Annotated in this window: 15 protein-coding genes; 8 read left to right on the top strand and 7 right to left on the bottom strand. The window is 60.6% G+C overall.

Translation table 11 applies throughout. The features are described 5' to 3' along the window. Positions 1–457 precede the first annotated feature (457 nt). Complete coding sequence (locus WS87_RS24875) at positions 458–1,540, top strand: porin (RefSeq protein ID WP_059507688.1); 1,083 nt, start codon at positions 458–460, stop codon at positions 1,538–1,540. A gap of 166 nt (positions 1,541–1,706) precedes the next feature. Here WS87_RS24875 and WS87_RS24870 read toward each other — a convergent pair whose 3' ends face one another. Then, positions 1,707–2,105, bottom strand: coding sequence for a GreA/GreB family elongation factor (locus WS87_RS24870; protein WP_059526516.1), 399 nt, complete (start codon positions 2,103–2,105; stop codon positions 1,707–1,709). A 524-nt stretch (positions 2,106–2,629) separates the two neighbouring features. Between WS87_RS24870 and WS87_RS24865 the strand changes: the two genes are divergently transcribed. Beyond that, complete coding sequence (locus WS87_RS24865) at positions 2,630–2,959, top strand: DUF4148 domain-containing protein (protein WP_059526514.1); 330 nt, start codon at positions 2,630–2,632, stop codon at positions 2,957–2,959. A gap of 153 nt (positions 2,960–3,112) precedes the next feature. Here the strand turns inward: WS87_RS24865 and WS87_RS24860 are convergent, their stop codons facing one another. Beyond that, on the bottom strand, positions 3,113–3,574 hold the full coding sequence (locus tag WS87_RS24860; RefSeq protein WP_059468448.1) for a CBS domain-containing protein: 462 nt from the start codon (positions 3,572–3,574) through the stop codon (positions 3,113–3,115). Positions 3,575–3,751: 177 nt separating this feature from the next. On the opposite strand from WS87_RS24860, the gene ribA reads away from it, so the two are divergent. Both ribA and WS87_RS24850 read left to right on the top strand, forming a co-directional pair. Beyond that, positions 3,752–4,402 carry a GTP cyclohydrolase II gene (gene ribA, locus WS87_RS24855; RefSeq protein WP_059819351.1) on the top strand — a complete coding sequence of 217 codons (651 nt, stop codon included), beginning with the start codon at positions 3,752–3,754 and terminating at the stop codon, positions 4,400–4,402. A gap of 221 nt (positions 4,403–4,623) precedes the next feature. Next, complete coding sequence (locus WS87_RS24850) at positions 4,624–5,736, top strand: tyrosine-type recombinase/integrase (RefSeq protein ID WP_236873240.1); 1,113 nt, start codon at positions 4,624–4,626, stop codon at positions 5,734–5,736. A 4-nt stretch (positions 5,737–5,740) separates the two neighbouring features. On the opposite strand, the gene WS87_RS24845 is transcribed toward WS87_RS24850, so the two are convergent. Then, positions 5,741–6,887, bottom strand: a protein-coding gene (locus tag WS87_RS24845; RefSeq protein ID WP_236873239.1) for an IS3 family transposase whose coding sequence is annotated in 2 segments (ribosomal slippage) — positions 5,741–6,641 and positions 6,640–6,887 — 1,149 coding nt in all. Because the reading frame shifts where the segments join, the coding sequence is not laid out codon by codon here. Positions 6,888–7,051: 164 nt separating this feature from the next. On the opposite strand from WS87_RS24845, the gene WS87_RS24840 reads away from it, so the two are divergent. From WS87_RS24840 to WS87_RS24830, 3 genes are all read left to right on the top strand, one after another. Beyond that, the gene (locus WS87_RS24840) at positions 7,052–9,517 is read left to right on the top strand and encodes a DUF6531 domain-containing protein (RefSeq protein ID WP_082750666.1); all 2,466 of its coding nucleotides are present in this window, start codon (positions 7,052–7,054) and stop codon (positions 9,515–9,517) included. After that, positions 9,514–10,029, top strand: a complete 516-nt coding sequence (locus WS87_RS24835) for a hypothetical protein (protein ID WP_059819349.1) — start codon at positions 9,514–9,516, stop codon at positions 10,027–10,029. The genes WS87_RS24840 and WS87_RS24835 overlap by 4 nt, the downstream gene beginning before the upstream one ends. A gap of 425 nt (positions 10,030–10,454) precedes the next feature. Continuing rightward, entirely contained in the window at positions 10,455–11,024 is a 570-nt protein-coding gene (locus WS87_RS24830; RefSeq protein ID WP_236873238.1) for a GNAT family N-acetyltransferase, read from the top strand. Between the two features lie 558 nt (positions 11,025–11,582). On the opposite strand, the gene WS87_RS24820 is transcribed toward WS87_RS24830, so the two are convergent. The 3 genes from WS87_RS24820 to WS87_RS24810 form a co-directional block, all read right to left on the bottom strand. Continuing rightward, positions 11,583–12,344 (bottom strand): hypothetical protein, encoded by a 762-nt coding sequence (locus WS87_RS24820; protein WP_179952348.1) that lies wholly within the window; start codon positions 12,342–12,344, stop codon positions 11,583–11,585. A gap of 52 nt (positions 12,345–12,396) precedes the next feature. Continuing rightward, positions 12,397–13,005, bottom strand: a complete 609-nt coding sequence (locus WS87_RS24815) for an acyl-homoserine-lactone synthase (protein ID WP_059526508.1) — start codon at positions 13,003–13,005, stop codon at positions 12,397–12,399. Positions 13,006–13,214: 209 nt separating this feature from the next. Continuing rightward, the gene (locus WS87_RS24810; protein WP_059686171.1) at positions 13,215–13,658 is read right to left on the bottom strand and encodes a DUF4902 domain-containing protein; all 444 of its coding nucleotides are present in this window, start codon (positions 13,656–13,658) and stop codon (positions 13,215–13,217) included. A gap of 73 nt (positions 13,659–13,731) precedes the next feature. On the opposite strand from WS87_RS24810, the gene WS87_RS24805 reads away from it, so the two are divergent. Then, on the top strand, positions 13,732–14,451 hold the full coding sequence (locus WS87_RS24805; RefSeq protein WP_059526503.1) for an autoinducer binding domain-containing protein: 720 nt from the start codon (positions 13,732–13,734) through the stop codon (positions 14,449–14,451). A 46-nt stretch (positions 14,452–14,497) separates the two neighbouring features. Here WS87_RS24805 and WS87_RS24800 read toward each other — a convergent pair whose 3' ends face one another. Next, positions 14,498–15,205, bottom strand: a complete 708-nt coding sequence (locus WS87_RS24800) for an MgtC/SapB family protein (protein WP_059526501.1) — start codon at positions 15,203–15,205, stop codon at positions 14,498–14,500. Positions 15,206–15,282: the final 77 nt, after the last annotated feature.

Genomic DNA, 15,282 nt, shown 5'->3' with positions numbered 1-15,282 from the left:
CGGTCCAACAGGGACGGCAAGGGCTGCACCGCCGCGTGTTTACAGTTCAGTCGCAGCGTTTTAGGCGGGTAGGCCCAATATTTGAGACTGATTCGGGTAAAAATTACCGGTTTTGCGTGGTTCCATCGATTCCGTTTGTTGTTTCTATGCAACCGTCAAGACGATGACATGAAAGAATGGTGCGATGAAAGCCTCCAAAAAGCATCCGTCAATCAGTCAAAAAAAGACGTTAAAACAAATACTTATAAGGTGCGCCCACTTTCATTATTTCTAGTTCTGGAAAAGCTTATTTCTTTATTTGCAGATCGCGGCCCTAGGGTACACCCCTAAACTCACGGTTCCCAAACGGGCAACTATCCGGGCGCGGCCAGAAGGACCGATGGCGCTCCCGGGCGGTTGCAGACCGTTTATGAACAAGGTCGCGAGACCTGCCTCTTTTTAGAAGGGAGCTCCACGAATGAACAAGACTCTGATCGTTGCAGCAGCTGCAGCATCGTTCGCTACCGTCGCTCACGCGCAAAGCAGCGTCACGCTGTACGGCGTGCTGGACGCAGGCATCACCTACCAAAGCAACGTCGCCGGCAAGTCGCTGTGGTCGATGGGCTCGGGCATCGACCAGAGCCGTTTCGGCCTGCGTGGCTCGGAAGACCTCGGTGGCGGCCTGAAGGCAATCTTCACGTTGGAAAGCGGCTTCGGCATCGGTAACGGCAAGCTGGGCAACAACGGCGGCATGTTCAACCGTCAAGCATTCGTTGGCCTGTCGAGCCAGTACGGCACGGTCACGCTGGGCAAGCAGTACGACGCAACGCAAGACTACCTGGCGCCGCTGACGGCAACGGGCACGTGGGGCGGCACGTACTTCGCGCACCGCGGCAACAACGACCGCCTGAGCACGAACGGCGACGTCGCACTGAACAACTCGGTCAAGTTCACGAGCGCTAACTACGCTGGCCTGCAGTTCGGCGGCACGTACTCGTTCTCGAACAACCAGAACTTCGGCAACAACCGTGCTTACAGCGGCGGTCTGTCGTACCAGTTCCAAGGCCTGAAGCTGGGTGCAGCGTACTCGCAAGCCAACCTCGGTGACGGTACCAACGCCAACGGCGCGACGAACATCGCTTCGCAAGGCCGTATCCGTACGTACGGTGCTGGTGCTGGCTACGCATTCGGCCCGGCACAAGTCGGTGCTGCATGGACGCAATCGCGTATCGATAACGTCCCGGGCCTGACCGGCGCGTTCCGCACGGACAACTACGAAGTCAACGCAAAGTACAACCTGACGCCGGCTCTCGGCCTGGGCGCAGCTTACACGTACACGAACACGAAGGTCGACGGTGGCAGCTCGCACTGGAACCAGTTCGGCGTGCAAGCTGACTACTCGCTGTCGAAGCGCACGGACGTGTACGCACAAGCTGTGTACCAACGTGGTGCGAAGGGCAACGCGATCGGCACGTCGATCTACAACGGCGACAACACGACGCCGGCAAGCTCGTCGATCAACCAAACCGCAGCAACGGTTGGTCTGCGTCACCGCTTCTAAGCGTGACGGCTGGGCAACCAGCTACGCAGCATCGAAAAAGGCGCCTTCGGGCGCCTTTTTTTCGCGTGTGAAATACGATGACGACAGTCCGGATCGTTGAGATGCAAAAAAGCGAGGCACAGGCCTCGCTTTTTGCATTCCGCGCAGGTTGCGGTTGAACGGTGGATCAGCGCGTGTATTCGCCATTGGCTTCCGGCTGGAACACGATCGCCGCGACCTTCATCAGCTTTTCAGCGCCGCTCGGCTGCAGCACCTTCACCAACTGGCCGCGTTGCGTGCCCAGCAGCGCCATGCCGACCGGCGAGAACACGTTCAGGCGTCCGAGTTCGAGATTGGCTGCATCCGGATAAACAATCGTCCAGGTGGCCTGTTCCTGGGACGCTTCGTCGAGCAGTGTGATCTGCGAGTTCATCGTGACGACGTTCGACTTGATGGCGTCGGGCTGCACGATGTCCGCGCGCTCGAGCAGCGTGTCGAGCATCGTCTGGAAGCGCGGGTTGTGTTCGGCGTGCTTCTCGAGACGAGCGACGTCGAGTTCGGTCAACTGATAAAGGCGTTGTTTCATGGCAGTTCTCCAAATGATCGGCATGGGGCAGGCGTGGCGTGCCTATGGGGATCGCCCGGAGCCTGTCTGACCTGGCTCCGGGAGGAGGCCGTGCTGTCAGATCAGGCGCCGGGCAGGGGCGAGCGGTGCCTGGGCCGTGCGTCGAAGGCAGGGGTGCGCCGGGTGGCCGGCGCGCGCGCGCACGCCGGACGGGCCGGACGGGCCGGACGGCGAAACCGAAAGAGGCGTGGGCGCGTGCATGGTGAATGGGGTATCGACAGGCGAATAAAACCTTTCGATTCTACAACACAACCTTCCGGGTCGGTGATCAGGCTGTCGGCTTTTCGTCAGGCATTGTTGTGGAAATGATTGAAGTAATCGCGATCTTGCGCGAGGGCACCGGTCTATTTTTTCCGAAAATGCAACGCTGTATGTTCAAGCCAAGGGTTTCCCCTTGGTATCGCGAGCACTACACTTGATCCATCGCTTCAGACAGTCCCGCCGGAAGCGACGCCAAAAGAGAACATATTTCGGAGGTCCCCATCATGAAGTCGATCATCTACGCAGCGATCGCTGCATCCGTCCTTGCCGCCCCGATCGCATCGTTCGCGCAGTCCGAGCAGGGCTTGACCCGCGATCAGGTCCGGGCCGAACTCGTGCAACTCGAACAGAACGGCTACAAGCCGCTCGCGAGCGACGCGCAATATCCGCAGAACATCCAGGCCGCAGAACAACGGAGCCAGCCGAATCAGCCGATGCTCGCCCAAGCCGACACGAGCGGCTATGGTGCGGTGGCGACGGGCGCAGGCCAGTCGGGCCGCCGCATGACGCGTGAAGCCCCGAATCCCGTGAACTCCGTCTACTTCGGCAACTGAACATCCCCGGGTCTGCCCGCGCACAGCATGTGACCGACGGGGCGCGCGCCACTCGCGCGCGTCCGCGTCAGCAGAGCAGAACCTCCGTCGCCGCATTCCGGCGGCTTTCCCGCCCAGACGCTCGCGCGTTTGGGCCTTTTTTGCTGGGATGGGTCAGGCGGACGTGACCGTCGGTGTGCCGTGGATGTAGTGTTCGAGCTGGCTGATCGTGAATTGCTGGTCGGCAATCACACTCTTCACGAGGTCACCGATCGAGATCAGGCCGATGAGCTTGCCGTCCTGCAGGACGGGCAGGTGGCGCATCCGGTGTTCGGTCATCAGCGCCATGCACTCGTCGGTGGATTGCGACGGCTCCACGTAGCGCACCTTGGCCGTCATGATTTCCTCGACGCGGGTGGCCTTCGACGAACGGTCCTGCAGCACGACCTTGCGCGCGTAATCGCGCTCGGTGACGATGCCCGCGATGTCGTCGCCGTCCATGACCAGCAATGCGCCGATTCCCTTTTCCGCCATCAGCTTGATGGCGTCATAGACGAAATCGGCTTTCGTGACGGTGTAGATCGTGCGGCCGGAATCCGGCTTGGCTTTGAGAATTTGCGCGACAGTCGTGCTCATTTGCTTTCTCCGTGTGCGGGACGATGCAGGGAAGGCAGGGCGTGATGCGCGGCACCCGACGGGCCCAGTATAGCCGGGCCCGTTGCGGCAGTCGCGTGACGTTTCCAGATTAGCGGTAAACTCCGGTCACGCACCATCCACACAATTCCTACATTCCTGATCGTTTCGATTGAATTCATGATGTCTTCGCGTCCCCAATCGCCCACGCCGGGCAATGGCCAGGCCGACGAGTGCGTGACGCTCGTCGCCACGGCGTCGCTGCCCACGCGCTACGGTACGTTCACGTCGTACGCCTTCCGCGTATCGGGCAGCGATGCCGAACATCTCGCGCTCGTGATGGGTGACGTCACCGGCGAACAGTCCGTGCTGACGCGGCTTCATTCCGAATGCCTGACCGGCGACGTGTTCGGTTCCTACCGCTGCGATTGCGGCGAGCAACTCGACCTCGCGCTGCGTTACATCGCGGCGGAAGACCGCGGCGTGCTGCTTTATTTGCGCGGCCACGAAGGGCGCGGCATCGGCCTGAGCAACAAGATCCGTGCATACGCGTTGCAGGAGCAGGGGCGCGACACCGTCGAGGCAAATCTCGACCTCGGCTTGCCCGACGACGCCCGCGAATACGACTCGGCCGCAGCGATCCTCCGGATCCTCGGCGTGACGTCGGTGCGACTGATGAGCAACAACCCGAAGAAATTCGATACGCTCGTGAAGCACGGCATTCCCGTCTGCGAACGCGTGGCGCTCGCGGTACCCGTACGCGAGGAAAACGAGCGTTACATCCGGACCAAGCAGGCGAAATTTGGGCATTACTTCGAGGAAAACGAGTAACGGAAACAAGGGGCTCTGCGGAGCCCCTTGTTCCATCTGGCTCCCACACATCGGAGCCTTTCTGGTAAAGGATTTGATCCGAAAGTTGCGTTTGTCAGGTGGCTTGTCTGCATTTGACGAAATGGGCGAAAACTTGGCACTTTGGCGTAACATTTTCCTACGCCAGACCAAAAAGCTACGCTGCGGTCTCGGCCTCCAACAAAAACCTACGCCGACCGCTGATGAGATTCGACGCACGAACTGCGAGCAAGCTTCCTGCGGGCCAGCATATGACCTTTGACGGATTCCCGGGGCTCCGCTTCCAGGCCAGCGAGAGCCGTCGTTCCTGGATCCACCGATACAAATCCCCCATTGACGACCGGATGCGTCAGGTGAAGCTCGGCGAGTGGCCGGCCATGGGGTTTCCCGCGGCGATTTCCGAATGGGAGCAAAGGCGAGCGGAGCGCGATGCGGGGGCCGATCCTGCTGCTGCAAAGCGCGAGAACCGTGCTGCGGTTGCCAATTCGCGCGCCGTCGACGCATACACCGTCAAGCAGGTGTGCTTCGACTATATGGGCGGCTATCTGGAGCCGAACCGCAAGGGCAAGGGCGTGATCGAGGTTAGACGGATGTTCAAGGCGATGCTCGGCCCGATCGAGAGCGTTCCGGCTGCGTCGATAACTCGTGCGCAGGCATTCGAATTCTTGAATTCCTATCGTGCCACGCCGGCGCTCGCTGCGCGCCTCCGCATGGAGTTAGGCGGAGCATGGGACTATGAGACGGACGCTGGGGGGCTGCCCGACGGCACGCCGAACTGGTGGCGAATGATCCTGCGCGGCAAGCTTCACAGCAAGGGGCGCACGATCGACGGCGTCGCCATGGGCACGAAAAAGCGGGTATTGAGCGAGGATGAGATCGGCACGCTGCTCCGCTGGCTGCCGAATATGAGCCTAACGGTTTCCGACGCGATCACGTTGTATCTGTGGACGGGCGCCCGCGGCGGCGAAATCATTTCGATGGAGTCGCACGAAATCGCCGACGAGGCGGACGGGCTCTGGTGGACGGTGCCGAAGGAAAAAACCAAGAACTCGTGGCGTGCGAAAGCAGGGGATCTGCGGGTGCCTCTCGTTGGTCGAGCCGAGGCCGTTGTCCGTCGACGCAAGGACCAGGCCGTGAACGGCTATCTGTTCCCGACGTCGACCGGCGAGATGATGAAGCAGACCGTCATTTCGCACGGCATTTACTATCATCAGCCGTACTGTAGGCAGGCGCCGAATCATAATCGGCCGCGGCTACCTATCACGCACTGGTCGCCTCACGATTTGCGGAGGACTGGACCGGCCAGAGTTTCATAGACACTCACGAGCCGTTTAACGCGTAGCGCCGCTCAAACTCAATCGGTGAAAGATCGCCGGCGGAACCATGCCGACGAACCGGGTTATAAAACATTTCGATGTAATCGAACAGGTCCGAGGTCGCCGTCGCCCGACTCGGATAGATGCGCCGCTTGATTCGCTCCTTTTTTAGGGTGCTGAAAAAGCTCTCGGCCACGGCATTGTCGTGGCAATTACCGCGCCGACTCATGCTTGGCACCATTTGGTGCGCCTCCAGGAATGACTGCCAGTCATCGCTCGTGAATTGACTGCCCTGGTCGGAATGCACCATGACACCGGGTCGCGGTTTGCGTTTCCAAACCGCAGCCAACAGCGCCTGTAAAACCAGATCGCCGGTCATCGTCGAGCGCGTAGCCCAACCGACGATCTGGCGCGAGTACAGATCCATAACAGCCGCCAGATACAGCCAGCCCTCGTAAGTCCGGATGTACGTGATGTCCGTTGCCCAGACCCGGTTCGGTGCAGTTGGCGCGAACTCACGGTTCAGCACGTTGGCGATTATGCCGACCGGACCATCCCGATAGCGGGGCTTGCTGCCATAGCCCACTTCTGCCCGCAGACCTTCGCCTTTCATGAGGCGATGGACGCGGTGACGGCTGCACGTTTCGCCCGATTCACGCAAATCCACCGTGACCTTGCGGTAGCCATAGACGCCGCCGCTGGCCAGCCGGGAATGCTTGATCAGACCAAGCAATCGATCATCCTCACGCTTGCGGACACCGACTGTCTGCCGCTGCCAGACGTAATAACCGCTGTGATGCACGCCAAGGACTCGGCACATCGAGTGCAGGCGGAACTCGCCGAGATGGGCTCGCATGAACGCGTACCTTGCCGCTATCCCTTTGCAAATCCGGGGCAGACCATACATTTTTTAGAATGTCGCGCTCCTCGGTCATGCGCTTGAGCTTGGCCTTCAGTTGCCGAACCTCGGCGCTCTGATCCGGTTCCGCCTGCCGCACGACGTCGGGCCTGCCGAACTTCAGTTTCCAGGCGTAAAGGCTATGGGGCGTGATGCCCAGCCGCTGCGCCACATCCGCCACCGAATGACCCCGTTCGGTTACCTGTTTGACTGCCTCGATCTTGAACTCATCCGTGTACCGCTTGCCGCTCATCCTGACCTCCTCGGTTGCCATAAATTATGGCTCGAAGATGTCTACGAAAGGCTGGCCGGTCCATTTTGCACAGGCGAATTCATATTTTTCTGACTTGTCAGATTGAATTTTATTGGAATGCACGCAACAGTGTACATTCTTTAAGTAAAATTTAGAATATTTGAATGAGCGAGAAGAATTATCAGAATTATCTCATTGGGTCTTGGTGCACTGATCGGCTACTTAATCTGACGGTCGCTTTCATGCTGCTTCTCGTCACATTTGGTGCGAGAGCGGATGATTGCTTCACACTTTATGCGAAATCGGGAGCCAGGCCAGGATCGCAGACGTGCGAGCTTGATGTGGCCAGCAATACTCCTGGCGGAATGGGAAATTATGCTTGTATAAACAATCTTGATCTGATTCGGCATTGGTGCCATGCAGGAGAGTCGGATCCCACACCGGAAAATACTTGTCCAGTTGCCGATCCAGTTTTTCCCGGGAGTGGCGCAGTTACGTTGGAAGCGACTGACTTCGTCAGCGGCGATGATTGGCCAATGTTATTTGCACGCACGTATAACTCGAAAGGAATCACAAAAAGCGGTGGCTCGATGGGAGCCGGCTGGTTTCATCGCTGGCAACGTCACCTCGATCTAACGAATGCGAACGGTGATAACTCGTCAAAGGTCATTGCTTACCGCGAGAATGGCCAGCCTGTTACATTCAATTGGTCGGGTGGTGCGTGGCGGGTTTCTGGAGTTCCTAGTCTGACTCTGGTGCAAAATTCGTCGGGGAACTGGATTCTTAAGGATCTTGAAACGGAATCTGTCGAATCATATTCGTTGCAAGGGATTCTCTTATCGGAGACAACATATTCCCACGCCACACGAACTTTGACCTATGACTCGTCGGGCCTTTTAACGACACTCACGCAACATGAGGCGGCCACAGCCGCTGGCCAAGACGTTACGCTTCGGTTTGAGTACGACAGTAAGCGTCGTCTATCACGTCTTACTGACCCTTTAGGGTATGTAACCCAGTACGGCTATGACGCAGACGATAATCTAATTTCCGTTACATGGCCGGATGGCTATGTATACCGGTATGTCTATGAAGATTCACGCTTCAAGAACGCTATAACCGGAGAAATCAACGAGATCGGCACACGAGTCGCAACATGGACGTATGACACGCAAGGCCGCGCAGTGACTGTCAGCCATCCTGATTCAGCTCGCGACGTGCAGTTTACATACAACACCGGTTCCACCGTAATCGCAGGTAGAACGGGCGCTACCACGCTGAACATGTCGTCGATTGGCGGCGTGCTTCGCCCCACTACCAGTACGTCGAACGTAGGCAATTCTAGCAATGAATGGGACGCATCCGGAAAGCTTACAAAGGATACTGATGCAAGCGGCGGTACGAGGGAATACAGCTACGATGACATCGGGCGCCCTATTCAGGTGACCTTTAAGAATGCATCGGCCAAGTCGATTACCACGATTCGCTATGCCGATGCCACGAGTTTGCGTCCTTCGATGATTGCGTCGCCGCATCTGATTCAGGCATTCGTGTACAACCCGTACTTCGGAAACGTAATGGCCATCAGCGAGACCCCGACCACCGATGCGACCGGGGCTAGTGGCTTTGGCGCGTTGAAGGCTGGCGGCGCTGCAACAATGGCTTACGGGATCGAATACGGTTCAGTCAATCGGCTTCAGGGTGTTCGCGAAACGGCGGACGGGAGTGAAACCAGACGATGGAGGATCATCCGGGACTACACCGGCAACGTATACAGAATCGATCAAACCATCGGCAATCGCTCTGCGTCGACAACGATGGAGTTGCGCGACGCTGCACACCGAGTCCTAAGAGGTAAGAACCCAACGGGAGAGTTCGATCTTAAGTACGACTCGCGGGGGCGAATCACTGATTTCAAATTTGACGAATATGCTAATCCGGCAAACGGCAACGTACGACGTGTATTCAAGGTTTCGTTCAGTTTTTCACCTGACGGTCGAGTCACCTCGCGCATCGGGACAGTTGCCACGAATGGCAGCGCGATCGGCGTTCCGATCAGTGACGAAGAGATTAACCAGTGGATCGATAACTATAACTATGGCGATTCGCCAATATGGCCGCTTGCCAACCTCCAAAGTGCCCGTCAACGCATGGGCAGCCCTTCGCTTCCCACTTCGACTGTCTGTAGCGACTGCCATTTCTCGGCGGGAGGTGGTGCGGCGCGTGGGATTGCCTTCATATGGAAGCTCGTCAAGAACCCAGCCATCAAACACGGTATCGGGCAGGGAGCAAGGAAGGCCAAGGAGGCTATCGCGCGCCTCAAGGCGAAGTGCCGGCCCGCCGCTGAGCAAATCCCCGGAATTCCGCCGGGACGCGCTGTCAAGGATATTACAATTGGACGAAGCGTCAGGAATGTTGAAACAGACGTTGGCCGAGCAGAGTTTGGGGCAAACTTGACCAAAGACGGATGGGCTCATAACCTCGCCAAAGATGGAAAGACCGACATCTTTGCGAAAAATGGTGAACGTTTCACGATCCGGAACGATTCGAATGCCGGCATGCCGACTGCCGAGTACATTCCCGCTGGCGCGAAGAAGGCCACACTCAAAATACGACTTCCCAATCCATGAATACAATTAACTTTCTGAGCGAACGAGCCGACTTCGTGCCGCTTTGGCAACGCGCGATTGCTGCTGTCGAAGCACTTCGTGACAAACCGTCAACAGATCTACTTTACTTCGATGCTATTGATCTACAGACCCAGAAATTTTTTGATCTAATTCAACACCTACTCGCGTTAACGGGAGCCACTGATTTCGCAACGTTGGTATTGAAGCCAGATCCATTTCGCTACTTCCATTTTCATTTCGGCAAGTACCCGGGCTTCATTCACCACTCTCACAACACCGCCGACGAGTTCTTTGAATTTTTGTTGGAGGATCCTGGAGCCAGTCCCGCAGACGCGCTAGGATCCAATTCTCAGCAATACGTTGTGTTGCCCTTGCCAGGTGACTGGATTGTATTTGGCGACAGGTGGTGGGAGACTGCTGTTTTGTCGGGGCCGCCGGATATCATGGAATGCGCGAAGCGCTTCTACCCGTTCTTCCTTGAGCCGCCTAGCGGCTTTCGGATCGAGCTATAACGACGTCGGTACCATTCCTTGTTGGGGCGTAGGAAGCGCCGTGTGGGCTCCTGAGGTCAGCCATCAAGCGGAGGACCGATATGCAACGTAACATTGAGCGTAGGTTTTTTGTTTATGCCTGCCCAGTAAAGGTGTGGTCATTACTTCGAGGAAAACGAGTAATCGCATTCGACGCGCTGGCGCCCGCGCGCGGGCGTCGTGCGCTCGTTCGGCGAACGACGGGCGGGACGACGCGTCGCGCTGCATTCAATTCCTGTCGCCGGTTCTTGCGGCCGTCGACGTTCCTTGCCGGCGCAGGTGGCGCTCGTGATTGACTCGTCTCGCCGCTGCGCCTTCGGGCGTGTTCTTTCGCTGCGAGAATTGCGTGCGCACGGCCCGGCGCATCCCGTGCCTCCTGCATATCCCGATCTCGGTTGAACCGGCCAGTGAAGATTGAAACCGAACGTTTGACTTTGCGTCGCTGGCGACCGGACGATGCCGGTGCGCTGGCTGCGATGCATGCGGATCCCGATGTGACCGCGTGGCTCGCGCGTGGCCCGATGTCCGTCGATGAGGCGGCGGCCACCATCGTGCGCTTCGAAGCGCATTTCGATGCGCACGGTTTCGGTGTGTGGGCGATCGAGCGTCGTGCGGATGGCGCGTTGATCGGGCTCTGCGGTTTGTCGCGCGAAGTTCGCGACGAGCACCCGATGGCGCCGTGTATCGAGATCATATGGCGCCAGGCCCGCTCATCGTGGGGGCATGGCCATGTTGGCGAAGCGGCCGCCGCGGTATTGGTCGACGGATTCGGCCGGATCGGGCTCGGCGAAATCTTCGCGTGGACGGCCGCCGCCAACTTGCGATCGCGGCACGTGGCGCAGCGGCTCGGGATGGCGCGACAGCCCTTGCGCGATTTCGATCATCCTGCGTTGCCGCGGGGACATGCCTTGCGGCAGCATGTGGTGTTCGTCAAGCATGCAACGTCCGTTCGTCTCGACGGCCACGTCAGCACATAACGGCCCGGGCATCTGCGCCCGTCAGCGCCACTGCGCGTTCTGCAGCGCGATCCGGTAACCGTTCGCATCCTCGAACGCCTGTCCGGATGCATCCAATACAGATTGAATGACGCCACTCGCATGAAGCCGTGCGCGGCGGCGCATGCGCGTGCATCCAGACATCTCGAAGGGCAATACACAGGTGGGCGCATGACGACATCGGCTATGTGTAAGCCGTTCGCCGATGGTAAGCCGCCGGGGCAGGCCCGCGCGTACTGGTAGCGGATGACAGGGCGCTTTGATGCGGCCCTCATAAATCGCGCAGGCAAGAAAAAGCCCGCTACTGGAGCGGGCTGAATCCATGTTTGGAGACATGGAGGAGACAGATGTAACTTTAAGGGAAAACCCGAGGGCTGGCAAGCCCTAGTTGTAATTGTGCAACGCAGCGCTGCCGGGCCTTCCCGACAAGGGTGGAGTGGCGCGCCATACAGCCCTTGCGGGTATCCCGCAGTGTCCTGCCGAAAAAACGGCGTCCCTCGGTGCGGCGACCTTCGCGTAACCGCGAAGCCGCCGGCGCATTCACATTCCGACCGCCCGCGCGTGCGCGGCAAACGCGCCGAACCGCTCCTGCGCGACCGGCACCGCGTACTTGTCGCGCATTTCCGTCTCGATCCACACGCAGGCCTCTCGCGCGCAGTCGGTCAGCGCGTGCCGCGTCGTGTGTCCGTCGATGTCGTAGACGAAGCGCACGCCCACCTCATCGTCGGTGACTTGCCGCTGCAGCTGCTTGAGTTGCAATTGCGGCCCGTGCCGTTGCGACAGCGCGCGCAGCTCGTCGAAGTGATATTCGAGCCAGTCGGCGAAGAACAGCGCATCGCTGTGGCAGCGCAGACGGAACGCCGCACTGCGCGACGGATGCTGCGCGGCGCCGCCGACGGCCTGGGGCTCGCCGTTCGGCGCCATGGCCGCATCAACGGGCGCAAGCGGCTGCCCGATCTGCCGGTATGGTTCGCGGTCGCGCAGCGCGTGCCACAGCAGTTCGTCGCCGGCGGCCCCGGACGGCTGCATCGTCAGGTCGTGCCGGCCGTCGCCGACAGCAGCGACGTCGCGGATCACGAGGCGCAGCGAGCAGAGCGGCTCGTCCGCAACCAGCAGCGTCGCCGCGCGCGGCAACCCGCACACGAGCGGTGCGGCGCCGGCCGCCCGGAACACGAGCCCGTGGCGATCGAGCCGCACGAGCGGAAGCGGCCGCGGAAACGACGGGTAGGTGACTGCGATGCGGGCGCCGCCTGCACCCGTCAACCCGGGCATCATCGCGCGAAAGACCTGAGACTGGTCCACGGTGGTTCTCCTTCGTTACGATGCCGCCCGGCCGGACTACGCGCGTTCCGGCTCAGGCGGCGATGGCCTGCCGGGTGGCCCGTCCCGGCTCGATTCCAAGTGCGGCAAACGTTTGCGGATCGATATCGATCCAGCACGCGACAACCAGACGACCGTCCACCGGTTTCGGGGGGCCTGCCCGGTGCGCGTGCACGCCGATCCGGCGGAACAGCCTTTCCATGCTCGCGAACGTCACGCCGATCAGCTGCCGCGCGCCCAGTTGCGCCGCGCATTCGACGACCGCGGCGAGCATCGGGCGGACGGCCCACTCGGCATTGCCCGGACCGCCTTCGTCGCCGGTCGCCGCGAACCGCGACAGCTCCCAGACGGCTGCCGATTGCGGCAGCGCGACGTCGTCGGCGATCAGGTCGGCGAACAGCGACTTCAGCAGATACGGGCGCGTGGTCGGCAACAGGCGCGCACATCCGCACACTTCGCCGCCAGCGTTTCTCGCGAACACGTAGACGGTATCGTCGCGATCGAACTGGTCGCGCTCGAAACTTTCGTTCGCCGACGGAAGCGCCCAACCGAGCTGCTCGACGAACACGCGGCGCCGATAGCGCCCGAGATCCGCTGCAAGTTCGTGTGGCAACCGCCCTTCCTCGTGAACGAAGGTCCGCATGGTGTCCTCGGATCTGTACTTTGGTATGCACGCATTACATCGCGCGTCCCGAGGGGGCGGTAACTGGTAACTCTTACAGGGTGAGGGGAGGCCGATACCATTCGACCGGTGGTATCGGTTTCTTGATCGGCGGGATTGAAATACGGGCGGCTTTTGCTTATAAAGAGCGCCAGTCTTGCGGAAATGTCAGAGGAAAGCGCGGCCGGTTGTCACTGGAGCGTGGGACCGGCATGATAGGCGTCGTTGCGACCGAGCAGCGACGACGCGACCGCGGCCGGCCAGTCGACGTGTACGAGCCGCGCGGCGAGCACGGCGGCGGTGCGGAACATGCCGAGGTCGGCGCCGGTGGCATCGACGGCCATGATGTTGCTGCGAACGTCGCCGCCCGCGATCACGAACGTGCCCGTCGCGCGCTCGAGATACCAGTCCCAGCCGACCGTCAGGTATGCGACGCCGGCACTGGCCGGGCGATGCCATTCGGTATAGCCGGCCAGGCGTGCGTCGATGGCGCTGTCGCGCAGTTCCGCGAGCAGCGATGCATCGAGGCCGCTTGCGACGTGGTCGAGCACGAGCGCGGCCAGTGCACTTTCGGACAGGCGCACGTAGCCGTCCGGAGACGGGCCGCGGACCGGATGCAACAAAGGTGAAGTCATGCGCGGAATGTATCAGCCCCGAACCGGTGCTGGCACCTGACAGGTATGACAGCGTAACGTTGTCGGAGAACGAATGGAACTGCGCTGGCAGGATGCCTACCAACAATTCAGCGCCGCGGAAGACGAGCAGCAACTCTTCCAGCGGATCGCCGCTTATTCTAAACGCCTCGGCTTCGAATATTGCTGTTACGGCATTCGCGTGCCGCTGCCGGTGTCGAAGCCGGCCGTCGCGATCTTCAATACTTATCCCGACGGCTGGATGGCGCACTATCAGGCGCAGAACTACATCGAGATCGATTCGACGGTTCGCGACGGCGCGCTCAGCACCAACATGATCGTCTGGCCGGACGTCGACCGGATCGATCCGTGCCCGCTGTGGCAGGACGCGCGCGATTACGGGCTGTCGGTGGGTGTCGCGCAGTCGAGCTGGGCGGCGCGCGGCGCGTTCGGGCTGTTGAGCATCGCGCGTCATGCGGACCGGCTCACGCCGGCCGAGATCAACATGCTGACGCTGCAGACCAACTGGCTCGCGAACCTGTCGCATTCGCTGATGAGCCGCTTCATGGTGCCGAAGCTGTCGCCCGAGTCGAGCGTCACGCTGACCGCGCGCGAGCGCGAGGTGCTGTGCTGGACGGCCGAAGGGAAGACCGCGTGCGAGATCGGCCAGATCCTTTGCATCTCGGAGCGCACGGTCAACTTCCACGTGAACAACATCCTCGAGAAACTCGGCGCGACCAACAAGGTCCAGGCGGTCGTCAAGGCGATCGCGGCCGGACTCATCGATACACCCTGACCCGGCGCTGGAGGCGGGGTGGTCGTGCCGCGCCGGCGGCCGCCGCTCACTCCATCATCGGCTCCGCTTCCTTCGCGGTCCAGCTCACGCTGGAAATGCTCTTCTCCATGCTCATCCGGCTCGCGATCTGCTCGAGCTTCTGCTGATCCTTCGGGTGCAGCTTCAGCGTCGCGGTCACCTTCAGGCGGTCCGGCTGCTCGGGCACGTCCTCGCTCGTCAGGCTCTGGAACGACAGCGGCTTCGCATACATCGCGTTCGACAGCAGCGTGCGGATGTGCACTTCGTCGTCGGCCAGGCAGATCACGGTGATCTGGTATTCGCGCACGAGGTCGGCGTTCGACACGGGGGTCGCGTTGATCGCCTGGCTGACGCCGCGCAGCACCGTGTTGGTGAGCAGCACGACGCCCGTGCCGGCCAGCGCCGGAACGAAGTGACCGGAGCCGGCCAGCACGCCGACGGCGGCCGAGCACCACAGCGTCGCGGCCGTGTTGATGCCCTGGATCGAGCCCTTGTCGCGCATGATCACGCCGCCGCCGAGAAAGCCGACGCCCGACACGACGTAAGCGGCGATCTGCGTGACGCCGGCCACGCCGTTGCCGGTCAGCACGCCGAGCGTGACGAACAGGCAGGCGCCGCTCGCGACGAGCGTGATCGTGCGCAGGCCCGCCGTGCGTTGCCGCATCTGGCGTTCGAGGCCGATCGCGACGCCGCAGGCGAACGCAGTGAAAAGACGGAGTGCGAAATCGAGAGTCATGTTTGTCCTGCCGTGCCAAGTGCGCATGCCGGCCCGCGTCGCGGCGGCGCGAGGCCGAACGCGGCACGATGGCCGTC

Origin of the sequence: Burkholderia sp. MSMB0856 (genome assembly GCF_001524645.2) — a bacterium.
In the GTDB taxonomy this organism is placed as follows: domain Bacteria; phylum Pseudomonadota; class Gammaproteobacteria; order Burkholderiales; family Burkholderiaceae; genus Burkholderia; species Burkholderia diffusa.
The sequence above is the reverse complement of the archived record's forward strand: the minus strand, read 5'-3'. Positions and strand labels throughout refer to the sequence as shown.

What these genes read in the sequence shown, in the direction of transcription:
- WS87_RS24875 (WP_059507688.1), top strand. Translation starts at nt 458, where the DNA reads ATGAACAAGACTCTGATCGTTGCAGCAGCTGCAGCATCGTTCGCTACC.
- WS87_RS24870 (WP_059526516.1), bottom strand. Translation starts at nt 2,105, where the DNA reads ATGAAACAACGCCTTTATCAGTTGACCGAACTCGACGTCGCTCGTCTC.
- WS87_RS24865 (WP_059526514.1), top strand. Translation starts at nt 2,630, where the DNA reads ATGAAGTCGATCATCTACGCAGCGATCGCTGCATCCGTCCTTGCCGCC.
- WS87_RS24860 (WP_059468448.1), bottom strand. Translation starts at nt 3,574, where the DNA reads ATGAGCACGACTGTCGCGCAAATTCTCAAAGCCAAGCCGGATTCCGGC.
- ribA (WP_059819351.1), top strand. Translation starts at nt 3,752, where the DNA reads ATGATGTCTTCGCGTCCCCAATCGCCCACGCCGGGCAATGGCCAGGCC.
- WS87_RS24850 (WP_236873240.1), top strand. Translation starts at nt 4,624, where the DNA reads ATGAGATTCGACGCACGAACTGCGAGCAAGCTTCCTGCGGGCCAGCAT.
- WS87_RS24840 (WP_082750666.1), top strand. Translation starts at nt 7,052, where the DNA reads ATGAGCGAGAAGAATTATCAGAATTATCTCATTGGGTCTTGGTGCACT.
- WS87_RS24835 (WP_059819349.1), top strand. Translation starts at nt 9,514, where the DNA reads ATGAATACAATTAACTTTCTGAGCGAACGAGCCGACTTCGTGCCGCTT.
- WS87_RS24815 (WP_059526508.1), bottom strand. Translation starts at nt 13,005, where the DNA reads ATGCGGACCTTCGTTCACGAGGAAGGGCGGTTGCCACACGAACTTGCA.
- WS87_RS24810 (WP_059686171.1), bottom strand. Translation starts at nt 13,658, where the DNA reads ATGACTTCACCTTTGTTGCATCCGGTCCGCGGCCCGTCTCCGGACGGC.
- WS87_RS24805 (WP_059526503.1), top strand. Translation starts at nt 13,732, where the DNA reads ATGGAACTGCGCTGGCAGGATGCCTACCAACAATTCAGCGCCGCGGAA.
- WS87_RS24800 (WP_059526501.1), bottom strand. Translation starts at nt 15,205, where the DNA reads ATGACTCTCGATTTCGCACTCCGTCTTTTCACTGCGTTCGCCTGCGGC.